9 protein-coding genes are annotated in these 14514 nt (G+C 72.4%); 6 read left to right on the forward strand and 3 right to left on the reverse strand.

The window, feature by feature from the left end; all coding sequences use genetic code 11:
• Window positions 1-677 precede the first annotated feature (677 nt).
• The 3 genes from AB0M28_RS15865 to AB0M28_RS15875 all read left to right on the forward strand — a co-directional run bounded on the left by AB0M28_RS15865 (window position 678) and on the right by AB0M28_RS15875 (window position 2698).
• Window positions 678-1151 (forward strand): septum formation initiator family protein, encoded by a 474-nt coding sequence (locus AB0M28_RS15865; protein WP_365404011.1) that lies wholly within the window; start codon window positions 678-680, stop codon window positions 1149-1151.
• Window positions 1152-1244: 93 nt separating this feature from the next.
• A complete protein-coding gene (locus AB0M28_RS15870; protein ID WP_365404013.1) occupies window positions 1245-1772 on the forward strand; it encodes a DUF501 domain-containing protein in 528 nt (175 codons plus the stop codon).
• Window positions 1769-2698 carry a Ppx/GppA phosphatase family protein gene (locus AB0M28_RS15875; RefSeq protein WP_365404016.1) on the forward strand — a complete coding sequence of 310 codons (930 nt, stop codon included), beginning with the start codon at window positions 1769-1771 and terminating at the stop codon, window positions 2696-2698. Before AB0M28_RS15870 ends, AB0M28_RS15875 begins: the two co-directional genes overlap by 4 nt.
• A 54-nt stretch (window positions 2699-2752) precedes the next feature.
• On the opposite strand, the gene AB0M28_RS15880 is transcribed toward AB0M28_RS15875, so the two are convergent.
• A complete protein-coding gene (locus tag AB0M28_RS15880) occupies window positions 2753-6091 on the reverse strand; it encodes a PQQ-binding-like beta-propeller repeat protein (RefSeq protein ID WP_365404018.1) in 3339 nt (1112 codons plus the stop codon).
• Between the two features lie 438 nt (window positions 6092-6529).
• Here AB0M28_RS15880 and AB0M28_RS15885 point away from each other — a divergent pair, with 438 nt between their 5' ends.
• On the forward strand, window positions 6530-7927 hold the full coding sequence (locus AB0M28_RS15885) for an NAD(P)/FAD-dependent oxidoreductase (RefSeq protein ID WP_365404021.1): 1398 nt from the start codon (window positions 6530-6532) through the stop codon (window positions 7925-7927).
• 75 nt (window positions 7928-8002) lie between these two features.
• On the opposite strand, the gene AB0M28_RS15890 is transcribed toward AB0M28_RS15885, so the two are convergent.
• Window positions 8003-8776, reverse strand: a complete 774-nt coding sequence (locus AB0M28_RS15890) for an alpha/beta hydrolase (protein WP_365404024.1) — start codon at window positions 8774-8776, stop codon at window positions 8003-8005.
• Between the two features lie 247 nt (window positions 8777-9023).
• On the opposite strand from AB0M28_RS15890, the gene AB0M28_RS15895 reads away from it, so the two are divergent.
• Both AB0M28_RS15895 and AB0M28_RS15900 read left to right on the forward strand, forming a co-directional pair.
• A complete protein-coding gene (locus tag AB0M28_RS15895; protein WP_365404027.1) occupies window positions 9024-10307 on the forward strand; it encodes a cyclopropane-fatty-acyl-phospholipid synthase family protein in 1284 nt (427 codons plus the stop codon).
• Window positions 10308-10454: 147 nt separating this feature from the next.
• A complete protein-coding gene (locus AB0M28_RS15900; protein WP_365404030.1) occupies window positions 10455-11675 on the forward strand; it encodes a phospholipase D-like domain-containing protein in 1221 nt (406 codons plus the stop codon).
• A 104-nt stretch (window positions 11676-11779) separates the two neighbouring features.
• Here AB0M28_RS15900 and AB0M28_RS15905 read toward each other — a convergent pair whose 3' ends face one another.
• A complete protein-coding gene (locus AB0M28_RS15905) occupies window positions 11780-14305 on the reverse strand; it encodes an FtsX-like permease family protein (protein ID WP_365404033.1) in 2526 nt (841 codons plus the stop codon).
• Between the last annotated feature and the right edge of the window lie 209 nt (window positions 14306-14514).

Consider the following 14514-nt stretch of genomic DNA (forward strand, 5'->3'; position numbering starts at 1 on the left):
CCTCAAACGCCGGACGGGCTGCGAGGCGTGCGCTCACGCCGCAATGCTCCGGCCCCGCCGGCGCCTGCGGCGCGGTTCGGCGCTGCGCGCCTCAGTCCTCAAACGCCGGACGGGCTGAAGGTCGCCTCGCGCCGGCTGACGCGGTCGGCGCTGCGCGCCTCGTCCTCAGACGCCGGACGGGCTGGGATTGGTGCCAGTCACGCTGCATGCGTCCGGTCCCGCTGGCGCCTGCGGCGCGTTTCGGCGCTTCGCGCCTCAGTCCTCAGACGCCGGACGGGCTGGGATTGCGTTCCGCACCGCCCACACAGCCCGCCGAAGGCGACCAGGCGCAGTCCGGGAAGGCGGCGTCCCCTCGGGCAGGTCCCCTGTGATGCGGTGGTGGGCATTTCAGCCCGGCCGGCGTTTGAGGCCGGATGGCGCGTAGCGCCGACATGGGGGTTCGGGGGCGGAGCCCCCGCAGCGGAACCGGACCACGATCCGAGCCCGTCCGGCGTTTGAGGACGAGCGCCGCAGGCGCGATGCGGCCGCAGGCCGCGGTGGGGGTTCGGGGGCGAAGCCCCCGCAGCGGTACTGGACCACCATCGAGCCCCGCCAGGCGCGGCGGGGCCAGGCCACTGAGCGCGCCGTTTCGGGCAGGTGCACCTCGTGCACCTGTGCGGCGCATTACCGTTAGGGCGATGCCTCCCAAGGAACGCTTCTCCACCACCACCCGACTCCGCCTGCTCGGCGAGCAGGCAGTCGTACGGGTGTCCGAGCGCGTCTACCGGGCCCGCCCGGTGAGGCGGAGCAAGCTCACCGGCAGAGCCGCCCTGCTCGCCCTCGTCGTCTGCTCGCTGATCGTCGCCCTGGCGTACCCGATGCGCCAGTACGTGTCGCAGCGCGCCGAGATCGCCGAGCAGCGCGCGGAGAAGGAGCGGGCCGCGGAGCGCGTGGAGAAGCTGAAGGACGAGAAGGTCCGCTGGCAGGACGAGGCGTATCTGCGGCGGCAGGCCCGCGAGCGCCTGCACTACGTGCTGCCGGGCGAGACCGGCTACACCGTCCGCGACGGCTCCCCGGACGCCGAACCGGACCGCGACGGCGACGGCGCCGCGGACCGCCCCTGGTACGACAACCTCATGGACGGCGTGGACACGGCCGACCGCGGCCGGTGACCGGAGCGCGGACCCGCCCGCGAGCCGGCGCAGCACGGCGTACCGGCACAGCCGCGGCCGCACCCCCGCCCGCCCTCTGAGAGGATCGGACGCATGGAAACACCCCCGCCCGCCACCCCGCACACCCCGCCCACCGAGGCGGACCTCGCCGCCGTACGCGAGCAGCTCGGCCGTACCCCGCGCGGCACCCAGGCCGTCGCGCACCGGTGCCCGTGCGGCAACCCGGACGTGGTGGAGACCGCCCCCCGGCTGCCGGACGGCACCCCGTTCCCGACGCTGTACTACCTGACCTGCCCCCGGGCGAACTCCGCCATCGGCACGCTGGAGGCGAACGGGGTCATGCGGGAGATGACCGCCCGGCTCGCCGAGGACGAGGAGCTGGCGGCGGCCTACCGCAAGGCCCACGAGGACTACATCGCCCGCCGTGACGAGCTGGGGGTGCTGCAGGGCTTCCCGAGCGCCGGCGGCATGCCGGACCGGGTGAAGTGCCTGCACGTGCTGGTGGCGCACTCCCTGGCCGCCGGCCCGGGCGTGAACCCGCTGGGCGACGAGGCCATCGCGATGCTGCCGGAGTGGTGGCGCAAGGGCCCGTGCGTGACCCCGGGGGAGGACGCGAAGTGACCCGTGTCGCCGCCATCGACTGCGGTACGAACTCCATCCGCCTGCTGGTCGCGGACGTGGACCCGGCGACGGGCGGGCTGAAGGACCTCGACCGCCGGATGCGGATCGTCCGTCTGGGCCAGGGCGTGGACCGTACGGGCCGGCTCGCGCCCGAGGCCCTGGAGCGGACCTTCGAGGCGTGCCGCGAGTACGCCGGGGTGATCCGGGACCTGGGCGCCGAGCGCGTCCGCTTCGTGGCGACCTCCGCCTCCCGCGACGCGGAGAACCGCGACGACTTCGTACGCGGGGTCGTGGACATCCTGGGCGTGGAGCCGGAAGTGATCACCGGCGACCAGGAGGCGGAGTTCTCCTTCACCGGCGCCACCAAAGAGCTCACCGGTCAGTTCGAACGCCCCTACCTGGTCGTCGACATCGGCGGCGGATCGACGGAGTTCGTGGTTGGCGACGACCACGTCCGCGCCGCCCGCTCGGTGGACGTCGGCTGTGTCCGCCTCACCGAGCGCCACCACTTCTCGGACCCGCCGACCGACGCCCAGGTCGCCGCCGCGAAGGCCGACATCGAGGCGGCGCTCGACCAGGCCGCCGCGGCCGTCCCGCTGCAGGAGGCGAAGACCCTCGTCGGCCTGGCCGGCTCCGTCACGACCGTCGCCGGCATCGCCCTGGACCTGCCGGAGTACGACTCCGCGGCCATCCACCACAGCCGCGTCTCCCTGGACGAGGTGCGGGCGATCGCGGACCGTCTGCTGGCCTCCACCCACGACGAGCGCGCGGCGATCCCCGTGATGCACCCGGGGCGGGTCGACGTGATCGCGGCCGGCACCCTCGTCCTGCTGGGCATCATGGAGCGCACCGGCGCCCGGGAGGTCGTGGTCAGCGAGCACGACATCCTCGACGGCATCGCCTACGCGGCGGCCGAAGAGGCGTAGCGCGTGCCCCGGTCCCGCGGAGCACCGCGGGACCGGGGACATCCGCGCGGGGACTCAGCCCGCGCGGCCGGCCAGCGCGTGCACCGTGCCGTCGTCCGTGAGGGCGAAGATCCGGTCCCCGCTCACCGCCGGCGCCGACGCGACGCCCGCGCCCAGGTCGTACGACGCCCGCTCGCGGCCGGTCGTACGGTCCAGGACGAGCAGCCGGCCGTCCCAGGTCCCCACGTACAGCAGGGACCGGGTGGCCAGCGGGTGCATCGTCGGCGAGCCCGCGCCCGCCGTACAGCCCGCCGCGACCCGCCACTTGTCGTCCAGCGGGGACTCGCCCGGCAGATGACCCACCCGCGTCTCCCACACCGGCTTCGACGGATCCGCCGCCGCGGTGTCGTACGCGCGGACGACGCCGTCGCGCCCCGCCACGTAGGCGACGGTGCCCCAGCCCGCCGGGCTGGTCAGCGGCGCCCTGCCGGGCTCGCAGGTGCTGCCGCCGCCCACCTTGGACTCCCAGGTCACCGCGCCCGTGCGGGCGTCGTGTCCGCGGACGCCGCTCGCGGTGAAGGTCACGAGGCCGTTCGGGGTGAGCAGCGGCGAGGAGTGGCTGTCGATGTCGCCGCCGGTGTCCTTCACCCAGAGCTGGGCGCAGGTCGCCAGGTCCATCGCGATCACCGTGTTGCCGGACCCCGAGTGCAGGTACGCCGTGTCCGACCCGGGCTCACGCACCGCCACGCTGTGGAACTGGCCCCAGGCCGCCGCCGCCCCGAAGCCGCCGGGCAGCGCCTCGCCGGTCTTCGCGTCCCGGCAGCGCACCCGGCTCCAGTCCTGGTAGACGGCGACGGTACGGTCCGCCCCGGCCACGTCGAAGACGCTGACCGGGCCGCCGGCCCGGCCGTAGCGCCGCACCGTGTCGCCGTGCTGCTCCTCGCGGTCGATCCGCTCCCAGACGACGTGCCCGTCGGCGGGGTCCAGGGCGTACACGCGGCCGACGCCGGTGGTCAGGTACACCCGCCCGCCGTGCAGCGTGGGCGCCGACTCGGCGTCGCCGTCCAGATAGGTCCGCCACAGCTCGCGGCCGGACTTCACGTCGTACGCGAGCATCATGCTGTACGGCGAGTCGAAGGCGCGGGACGAGACGATCAGCCGGCCGTCCGCGATCACCGAGCCGTTGAGGTTGAACTGCTCACCGGTGTTGCGCGCCCACGTCAGCCCCAGCCGCGCGCCCGGCTCGTCACCGCTCGCCGAGCGCCCGCTCTCGTCGCCGCCCTGCCGCAGCCAGTCCTGGCCGGTGCGCGGCGCCGGCAGCTCGGCCACGACGGTGAAGGTGTGCCCGGTCACCGCCCAGGAGCGGCCCCTGGTGTCGTACGTCCTGGTCTCGGCGGTGTACTCGCCGGGCCGCAGCCCGTGCAGCCGGCTGCTCGCCCGGGTCCAGGAGGTGCGGGCCGCGGGGCACGGCTCGGGTGTGCCGCCGGGCGGGGTGTAGCAGTTCTCGACGCCGGGCAGGGTGTCGCTCTCGCCCTCCGAGCCGGGCCGGGCACCGCTCTCCCCGAACCGCAGGGTCTCCCGCCGCACGGTACGGCCGCGGTCCTCCCGTACCGTCAGCTCGGCCCTCGCCGGTGTACGGCCGTCGTCCTCCGCGTACACCTCGACGGGCACGCCGGCGCGTGCGCCGTGCAGGCTGCCCTGGGCGGGGCTGACGAGCGCCGCGTCGTCGTCGACGTCGAACTGGCGGTGGACGCCGGTCACATGGCCGGTGTCCTCGTCGCGGTCCGTGGCCGGGTCGTCGGTGATGGCGGTGAAGTCCAAAACCTTGTAGTCGGGGCGGGCGCCGTCGATGCCGTAGGTGCCCTGGTTGTTGATCTCAACGGAGCGCCGGAAGGCGCCGCGGCGGAACTCCGCCTGCTGGTTGTGCCCGGCGGCGACCATCCGCACGTCGTACTTCGCCAGCTCGTCGACGATCGGCTGCATGCCCGCGCCGGGGCCCCACTGGGTGAACAGCGAGCGGTGCACGAACACGAACACCTGCCTGCCCGCCGCGTGCCGGGCGAGATCGCGCCGCAGCCACTCCAGCTGCGGCGCCAGGCCGCTCGCGTCGTAGTTGTTCTCCAGTACGACGATGTGGCGTCCGCCCCGGTCGAAGCTGTACCACTCGGGTCCGAGGTTGCGGCGCCAGTACTCCAGGCTGCCCGCGTAGCCCTTGGACGTCGCCGTGCCGCCGAAGTCGTGGTTGCCCATCACCGGGTAGAAGGGGTGGCCGAGGCGGCCCTCGCGCAGACCCTTGCGGAAGAGGTCGTAGCCGCCCTGCCGACGCGGCTCACCGGCGTAGTCGGTCACCGTCAGATCGCCCGTGGCGATCTGCATGGTCGCGCCGTCGACCTCGGACATCGCCTCGACCTGGCCGGTCCAGGCGGGCAGCGCCCGCCGGGCCTCGTCGTCGGTGCGGTTGCCGACCTCGGTGTCGGAGTTCATCACCCACGTCTCCGTGGGGTCCGCGGCGTGCTCGTCGGGTACGAGGGCGAAGTCGACGCCCGCGGCGCCGGTCTCGGGCACCGGGTGGAAGTACTCGGGGATGTAGTCGTCGCGCAGGACGGGCGTGTAGCCGTCCGGGGAGACGACGCTGACGAGGTCCGTCTCGCGCCGCTGCGGGTCGACGGCCAGCGTGTACGAACCGTCCGGGCCGGTGGTGGCCCACACCGCGCCGTCCGTGACGTCGACGCCCGGCAGCGGCGCCTCACCGGCGTCCCGCTTCCCGTCGCCGTCCGCGTCCGCGAACACGGTGCCCGCGACGGTGACGGCGGCGGCCGCCTCCGGGGTGTCGGCGAGGGCCGGCTGGGGGGCGAGGCAGGCGAGTGCCACCACACCCGCGGTGGCCAGCTTCGGCCGCCGGCCGCGCAGGGTACGCGTCACGCGGGCGAGGCGGGAGCGGTGCCCGCGCAGCAGCCAGCCGGCGTGGCCGAGGACCGCGGCGAGGACGAGCGCGGCGATCGCACGGTCCCAGGGGAACGACGGCGCGGCGTGCGCCCCCGCGGCGTCGACCAGGGGACGGGCCGCGTCGGCGTCGGCGGTGGCGCCGTCGAACTCGACGACGACCCGGTCCAGCCCGCCCTGCTCCAGCAGCGCCCCCAGATCGAGCGCCTCGACCCGGCAGCTCCAGGTCAGCTCCACCACGACGCCGCCGGGGATGCCGCCGTCGTCGCCGGGGACGCCGGAGCCCGTGGCCGGGCAGCCGCCGCCCAGCAGTCCGGCGGCCCAGTCACCCGCTTGGCCGGGGGCGACCACGTCGCGGTGGACGACGAGGAGTCCGCTGGTGGCCGAGTCGCCGGTGGCGACGACCAGTTCCGCGTGCGGAGCGCCTCCGGCGCGGTTCGGTGCTGAGCCGCACCCGTCCCTCCGACGCAACCACACTGCTCCCACGGGGTCTGGGGCGAAGCCCCAGAATCTCTTCGGTCGCGGAACCCGCCGGTGGCGTTCAGCGCATGTCCCGGCGGAGTCCCGCGTACGCCCGGAATGCCCGGATCGCACCCCCGGGCGGCGTCGCGCGGGCGGGGCGCGCCAGAAAGTTTGTGAAGTCTTTCACATGAGAAACCCTGCAGTTGGCGGCCCTGCGGGCCGACAGCTGAGCCCGTGAGGTCACAGGGGTGCAACATGGCGTTCGTGTCGCCGACACACCCCGTCGCACCCCTGGGGAAATCCCTGGTCAACGAGGCAGGGCGGGCGACCGCCCAGGTACCGAGGTCGGCCGCCGAAAACGCGGCCGCGAAGTGTAGCACCACCCCGGGGCAACCTTGTGAACCCCCTCACGAGCGAGGCCCGGGAGGGTGCTGGATACTCGATTGCATGAGCACCACGGAGCGTCCCAGGATCCTCGTAGTAGGCGGCGGTTACGTCGGCCTGTACGCGGCCCGCCGCATCCTCAAGAAGATGCGCTACGGCGAGGCGACCGTGACGGTCGTCGACCCCCGCTCGTACATGACGTACCAGCCCTTCCTCCCCGAAGCTGCCGCCGGCAGCATCTCCCCCCGCCACGTCGTGGTGCCGCTGCGCCGGGTGCTGCCCGGCGCCGAGGTGCTCACCGGACGGGTCACCTCCATCGACCAGGACCGCAAGGTCGCCCGCGTCGAGCCGCTGGTCGGCGAGGCGTACGAGGTGCCCTTCGACTACCTCGTCGTCGCGCTCGGCGCCGTCTCCCGTACTTTCCCCGTCCCCGGCCTGGCCGAGGTGGGCATCGGTATGAAGGGCGTCGAGGAGGCCATCGGCCTGCGCAACCACGTCCTCGAGCAGCTGGACAAGGCCGAGTCGACCACCGACCCGGACATCCGGCGCAAGGCCCTCACCTTCGTCTTCGTCGGCGGCGGCTTCGCCGGCGCGGAGACCATAGGCGAGGTCGAGGACCTGGCCCGCGACGCGGCCAAGTACTACCCCTCGATCAGCCGCGACGACATGCGCTTCGTCCTCGTCGACGCCGCCGACAAGATCCTCCCCGAGGTCGGCCCGGAGCTCGGCAAGTGGGGCCTGCGCCACCTCCAGCAGCGCGGTATCGAGGTCTACCTCGGCACCTCCCTGGAGTCCTGCGTCGACGGCCACGTCGTGCTGAAGAACGGCCTCGAGGTCGACTCCAACACCCTGGTGTGGACCGCCGGCGTCAAGCCGAACCCGGTCCTGAAGGAGTACGGCCTGCCGCTCGGCCCGCGCGGCCACGTGGACACCACCCCCACCCTGCAGGTGCAGGGCATGGACGGCGTCTGGGCCGCCGGCGACAACGCCCAGGTGCCGGACCTCGCCGTCGGCGAGGGCGCCTGGTGCCCGCCGAACGCCCAGCACGCGCTGCGCCAGGCCAAGGTCCTCGGCGACAACGTGGTGTCCGAGATGCGCGGCTTCCCGCAGCGGGAGTACAAGCACAAGAACAAGGGCGCCGTCGCGGGTCTCGGCCTGCACAAGGGCGTGGCCATGATCAACCTCGGCAAGATGAAGCTGAAGCTGAAGGGCCGCCTCGCCTGGTACATGCACCGCGGCTACCACGGCATGGCGGTGCCGACCTTCAACCGGAAGATCCGGGTGCTGGCCGACTGGACCCTCGCCATGTTCCTCAAGCGCGAGGTCGTCTCGCTGGGCGCCATCGAGTCCCCGCGCGACGAGTTCTACGAGGCCGCGGCGCCGGTGACGGCCGCCGCCCAGGCCAAGTCGGCGGAGCCCGCCCCCGCCGCGCAGGCCAAGGAGCCGGCGAAGGCCTCCTGACCCGCAACGGTCGTACGCCGACGGGCGCCCTCTCATCCGTGGGAGAGGGCGCCCGTCGGCGTTCGCGGTGTTCCCTCACCGCGCCAGGAACTCCCGGACCGCCGCCGCGACCCCGGCCGGCTCCGCCGCGTACACGAAGTGGTCGGTGTCGAACTCGACCAGCCGCGCCCCCGGGCGCCGCGCGATCATCTCCGCGGCCTGCGCCTGCGGTACGACGCCCTTCGTGCCGCGGATCAGCAGCGCCGGGCAGTCCGAGCCCGTCCAGTCCGCCCAGTGGTCACCGTGGACCAGGCCCTCGGAGTCGACCATGTCCCGCGGGTGGAAGGGCAGCCGCCAGGTCCCGTCGGCGTTCTCCCGCAGCACCCCGGCCAGCACCGGCGCGGCCGGCCCGAGACCGGCCAGCAGCTCCTCCCGCGTCGGCGCGGTGACCGGGAAGCCGAGCACGAAGGCCAGCGGCGTCGGTCCGTCGGGTATCTCCGCGCACCCGTCGATGTCGACCAGGGCGCTCACCCGCTCCGGGTGCCGGGCGGCGAACTGGTAGGCGTTGATGCCGCCGAGCGAGTGCCCGAGGAGCACGACCCGCTCCAGGCCCAGGTGGTCGAGCAGCGCGAGGACGTCCGACAGATACCCCTCGCGGCCGTACTCGGCCGCCCGGTCGGAGTCGCCGTGCCCCCGCTGGTCCGGGGCGATGACCCGGTAGCCGTCCCCGAGGGCCCCGGCGACCTGCGCGAAGGACGCGCCCTCCGACATATGGCCGTGGAGGGCGACGAGCGGCGTCCCGTCGCCCCCGAAGTCGACGTAGGAGAGCGCGCGTCCGTCGATACGGAGTTCGTGGCGGGTGTGTGCCATGGTCTTTCCCCTTTGCGGTCCGCTGGGTTTCGGCTGCGTCGGCCGTGTTCCGACGAGACGGACCATACCCCCGATCTATACGCACGTACAAGACGTTTGTCTAAGACGATTGTCTGGATCGGTCGGCGGCCGCGACGCCAGCCCGGTGAACCGCCGCCCGACACCCCCCGCAGGGACTGCGCGAACACCTCCGCGGTGTTAGGGATGGGGGGAACACCCCATCCCTTCCGCGTATCGGAGGTGTGCCATGGCCGACGCCGCGCTGCGGCTGTCCGAGATCGCCGAGCAACTGACCGGGGCCCCGCCGCCCCTGCGAATCAGGGCCTGGGACGGCAGCGAGAGCGGTCCTTCCGGGGGGCCGGTCCTCGTCGTACGGACGCCGCGCGCTCTGCGCCGCTTCCTGTGGCGGCCCGGAGAACTGGGCCTGGCCCGGGCCTGGGTGGCGGGGGAGATCGACGTCGAGGGGGATCTGTACGAGGCGCTCGGACTGATGTCCGGGATGATCTGGGACCAGGGTGAGGACGCCGAGCGGCGCCGGCTCTGGGACCCGGCCATAAGGAGCGCCGCGCGCAGACTCGCCACCCTCGCCGGCCCCTGGCCGCCGCCCCGGCCGCCCCGCGAGGAGGTGCGCAGGCGCCGCGGCGCGCTGCACACCCTGCGCCGGGACCGGGCGGCGATCAGCCACCACTACGACGTGGGCAACGACTTCTACGAGCAGGTCCTGGGCCCGAGCATGGTCTACTCCTGCGCCTACTGGGAGCCGGGCGGCACCCTGGAGGGGGCCCAGCGGGACAAGATCGACCTGATCTGCCGCAAGCTCGGACTCGCGGAGGGTGACCGGCTGCTGGACGTCGGCTGCGGCTGGGGCTCGATGGTGCTCCACGCCGCCCGTGAGTACGGCGTGCAGGCCGTCGGCATCACGCTCTCCGCGGAGCAGGCCGGTTACGCCCGCAAGCGCATCGCCGAGGCCGGGCTCACCGACCGGATCGAGATCCGGGTGCAGGACTACCGGAGCGTGGAGGACGGTCCGTACGACGCGATCTCGTCCATCGGCATGGCCGAGCACGTCGGCTCCGCCGCGTACGCGCGCTATGCCGCGCAGCTGTACGGGCTGCTGCGCCCCGGCGGCCGGCTGCTCAACCACCAGATCTCCCGGCGTCCGCTGCGGCAGGAGGACGCGTACCACGTCGACGAGTTCATCGACGCGTACGTCTTCCCCGACGGCGAGCTGGCGCCGCTCGGCGAGACCCTCGCCGCCCTGGAGCGGGCCGGGTTCGAGGCCCGCGACGTGGAGGTGCTGCGCGAGCACTACGCGCTGACCCTGCGCGCCTGGGTGCGCAATCTGGAGGCGGACTGGGAGGCGGCGGTGGCCGCTTCGTCCCCCGGGCGGGCCCGGGTCTGGCGGCTGTACATGGCCGCCTCGGCGCTGTCGTTCGAACGCAACCGCATCGGCGTGAACCAGATCCTCGCGGTGCGGACCCCGGGCTCCGGTGTCTCCGGGGTGAAGCTCCGGCCGAGAACGTGGGGATAACGCATGAAGCGTTGATGTGTTCGAGGTGACGGAGGTACGTTCGAGACCTTCGGGCTCAACGGGCGGGGTGTCGCGGCGAGTTCGCGGCACCCCGTCTCTTTGTGGCACGGAGTGTCATGAATATGCCAACCCAAGGGGGAGTTTCCCATGCGCAGCCGCAGCAGATGGCTTCTCGGCCTCGCGGCAGCAACGGGCCTCATCGTCTCCGGCACGGGCACGCCCGCCCTCGCCGACGATGCCCAGATCCAGGCGGTCACCACGACGGCCGTGTTCAACGACCCGGGCGGGAGCACCGCCGACCAGGACCGCATCCGCGACCACATCGTCGGACTGGTGAACGGGGCCGCCGCGGGCAGCTCGATCAAGGTGTCGATGTTCTCCTGGACGGACAACGTGATGACCGACGCACTGGTGGCCGCCAAGGGCCGCGGCGTCAGCGTCAAGGTCATCGTCGACTACCAGAGCTCCGTCGGCACCGGCGCCGAGTACACCCGGCTGGTGTCCGGCCTGGGCACCGACCGCGCCCAGTCCTCCTGGGTGCTGCGCTGCCCGTCGTCGCGGGCCTGCATCGGCGCCCGCTATCTGCCGAGCGACAGCGACGGGCCGATCAACCACAACAAGTTCTTCACGTTCTCCAGCACGAACGGGACGAGCAACGTGGTGGTGCAGTCCTCCGCCAACCAGACGGGCATCCAGCGCACGGACCTGTTCAACAACGCGGTCACGATCGTCGACTCCGGGCTGTACGCCATCTACAACACGTACTGGAACGACCAGCTCAAGTACGGCACCGCGGCGTCCGGGCTGAACACGTACTACCAGACGCCCGAGTCCGCGACCGGCCCGTACAAGACGTACTTCTTCCCGCGCCAGGAGCAGTCGGGAACGGAGTACAACAACAACGCTGCGACGGACACGGTCAAGCTGATCCTCGACAACGTCAGCTGCGCCTCGGGCACCGAGATCCGCATGGCCGCCAACCTCTTCACCCGCGACGAGGTGGCGTCCAAGCTCGTGTCGATGGTGAACGCCGGGTGCAAGGTGTACCTCGCCCATGACGCCTCCGACCCGGCCTCGATGAGCGACTCGGTCGAGTCGATCATCTCGGGCAAGCTCACCACCCGGGTGCAGTGCAACGAGGTGCGCACCGGTCAGGCCAACGCCGGCCTGCACTCGAAGTACTTCCTCGTCGACGGCACCTACAACGGAACCGCGAACCGGCAGCTGGTCTTCACCGGCAGCCACAACTACAGCTATCCGGCGCTGCGGGCCAACGACGAGACGCTGCTGAAGATCGAGAACTCGACCCTGTACGCGCAGTACAAGGCGAACCACGACCGGCTGATGAGCTACTGCGCGGGCTCGTGAGCCGTTGAGGGCCGGACCCCTTCGCGGGGGTCCGGCCCTCTGTGCCGATCGGTCTCCTCTACTCGCTCTTGATCGGTCTGCCTACTCGCTCGTGATCGGTCTCTCTACTCGCTCTTGATCGCGCTCAGCATGTTCAGCCGCGCCGCCCGGCGGGCCGGCCACAGTGCGGCGATCACGCCGACCAGTCCGGCCAGGGTCAGGAAGAGCGCCAGCCGGCCCCACGGCAGGACGTGGGAGTACGTCGACAGGCCGGAGTTGATGATCAGCTCGCCCACGGCCCAGCCGAGGAAGACGCCCAGGCCGATGCCCAGCACGCCGCCGAAGAGCGAGATGGTCAGCGACTCCAGCCGGACCATCCGCTTCACACCCCGGCGGTCCAGGCCCACCGCCCGCAGCATCCCGATCTCCTGCGAGCGCTCGAAGACGGACATGGCCAGCGTGTTGATGACGCCGAGCACGGCGACGACGACCGCCATGCCGAGCAGGCCGTAGAGGATGTTCAGCATCATGTTGAAGAAGCCGGCGATGCTGTCGGAGACGTCCTGCTTGTCCATCACCTGGATCGCCGGGTTGCTGCCGAGGGCCTTCTCCAGCGAGTCCTTCGTCGCGTCGCTCACGCCGTCCGCCGTCTTGACGAAGATCGCCATATCGGTCGGCCGGTCCAGGTGCGAATCGACGGCGGCGGTGTCCACCATGATCCCGCGGACCATCTCGTTGCCCTGGTAGATGCCCGAGATCCTCAGGTCGCCCTGCTGGCCGTCCTGCCACGTCACCGGGATGCTGTCGCCCAGCTTCCAGCCCTTGTCGGCGGCGGTGTCCTTGTCGACGATCGCGTTGCCGCCGGTCAGTCCGGCGAACGAGCCCGCCGTGAACTCGAAGTCGATCAGCTCGGGCGCGTCCTTGCCGCTCAGACCCGTGAGGTACTCGTCGTCGCCGTCGATCCGCACCGGCACGTTGCGCAGCGGGCTGCTCGCGGTCACGCCGTCCAGCGTGCGGACCTGCTGCTCGACCTCGGGGGAGAGGGTGCCGGAGCCGCCTGTCATACGGATCTGGTAGTCGGCCTTCATGGCGTCGGTGGCCATCTTGTCGATCGCGTTCGCCATGCTGCCGCCGATCACCGTCAGCCCGGTGACCAGGGTCAGGCCGATCATCAGCGCCGAGGCCGTCGCCGAGGTACGGCGCGGGTTGCGCACCGCGTTCTGCCGGGCGAGCGTGCCCGACACCCCGAAGACCCGCAGTACGGGGGCGGCCAGCGCGATCACCGGACGGGACAGCAGCGGGGTGAGCACGAAGACGCCGATCAGCAGCAGCGCGGCGCCGAGCCCCATCGGGGCCTTGCCGTCGTCCATGCCGGTCGCGGCGATGACCAGGGCGCCGCCCGAACCGGCCAGCAGCGAGCCGATGGTGTTGCGCACGACCAGGCTCTTGGTGGTGGCCGCCGCGTGCACGCTGCTCATCGCCGCCACCGGCGGGATCTTCGCCGCGCGGCGGGCCGGCAGCCAGGCGGCCAGCACGGTGACCACGGTGCCGACGACCAGCGAGATCAGCACGGTCGACGGCGAGATGACCAGGGGCCCGTCCGGCACGGTGGTGCCGAGCCCGGACATCGCGGACCGCAGCGCCGCCCCGATGCCCACGCCGCCGCCCAGGCCCACCAGGGAGGCGAGGGCACCGACGGCGAACGCCTCGATCAGCACCGACCGCGTGACCTGACGCCGGCTCGCACCGACCGCGCGCAGCAGGGCGAGCTCCTTGGTGCGCTGGGCGACGAGCATCGTGAAGGTGTTGGCGATCAGGAAGATGCCGACGAAGAGGGAGATGGCGGCGAAGACCAGCATCGCCGTACGGAGGTTGCTGGTGCCGTTCTTGATCGCCTCGGCCTGGTCGTCCGCGAGCTTCTGCCCGGTCTGGGCCTCCGCCTCGGCCGGCAGGATCCGCTGGGCCTGCGCCTTGAGCTGCGCCTGGGACGTGCCCTCCTTGGCGGAGAGCTCGATGGAGCTGTACTCGCCGGGCGCGGCGAAGAGCTTCTGCGCGGTCTTCGTGTCGAACAGGACCAGCGTGCCGCCCGCGGCGACGTTGCCGTCGTCGGTGGTGAAGATGCCGGTGATCCGCTCCTCCCGCACGGGCCCGTCCACGGACATCCGCGCGGTGTCGCCGACCTCGTAGCCGGCGCGGTCGGCGGTCTTGGCGTCGATGGCGATCTCACCCGCGGTGTCGGGCGCCTCGCCCTCCTTCATCGGGTAGCGGGCGTCGTCGGTGCCGTAGTAGTTGGCGCCGGTGGTCGACCACCCCTGCCCGATGAGCTTGCCCTTCTTGTCGGCCAGCGCCGCGAACCCCGAGACCACACCGGTCGCGTGCTCGGCACCGGGCAGCGCGGCCGCCTCGTCCAGCAACCCCTGCGTGAGCGCGGGCGCCCGCCCCGGCCGCCCCTCGTCGGCGTCGTCGTCCGGCCGCAGCTGGACGTCGACGTGGTCGTAGCCCTTCTCGGCGCTCTTGGTGTACGCGTCGGAGACGGTCGAGGTGAACACCAGCGTGCCGGCGACGAAGGCGACGCCGAGGAGGACGGCGAGGACCGTCATCAGGAGGCGGGCCTTGTGCGCTAGTACGTTGCGCAGCGCGGTACGGAGCATCTTTCTTCCCGGGTTTGGTGGGTGGGTGGGGTGGTCGGTGTGCGTTGGGTGGCCGGCGCCGCCCGCGCCTTCGGCGCGGGATTGCCCCCACCCACACGCCACCCGTTACGGGCTGCCTTGCCTGACGCCGGCGCCTGGGGGTGCGGGCTCGCCCGGCGATGCGGGCGGGCGGTTGTCGGGTGGTGACCGGGGTGGTTTGGGCGGCGGGC

Origin of the sequence: Streptomyces sp. NPDC051940, from assembly GCF_040680895.1 — a bacterium.
Lineage (GTDB): Bacteria > Actinomycetota > Actinomycetes > Streptomycetales > Streptomycetaceae > Streptomyces.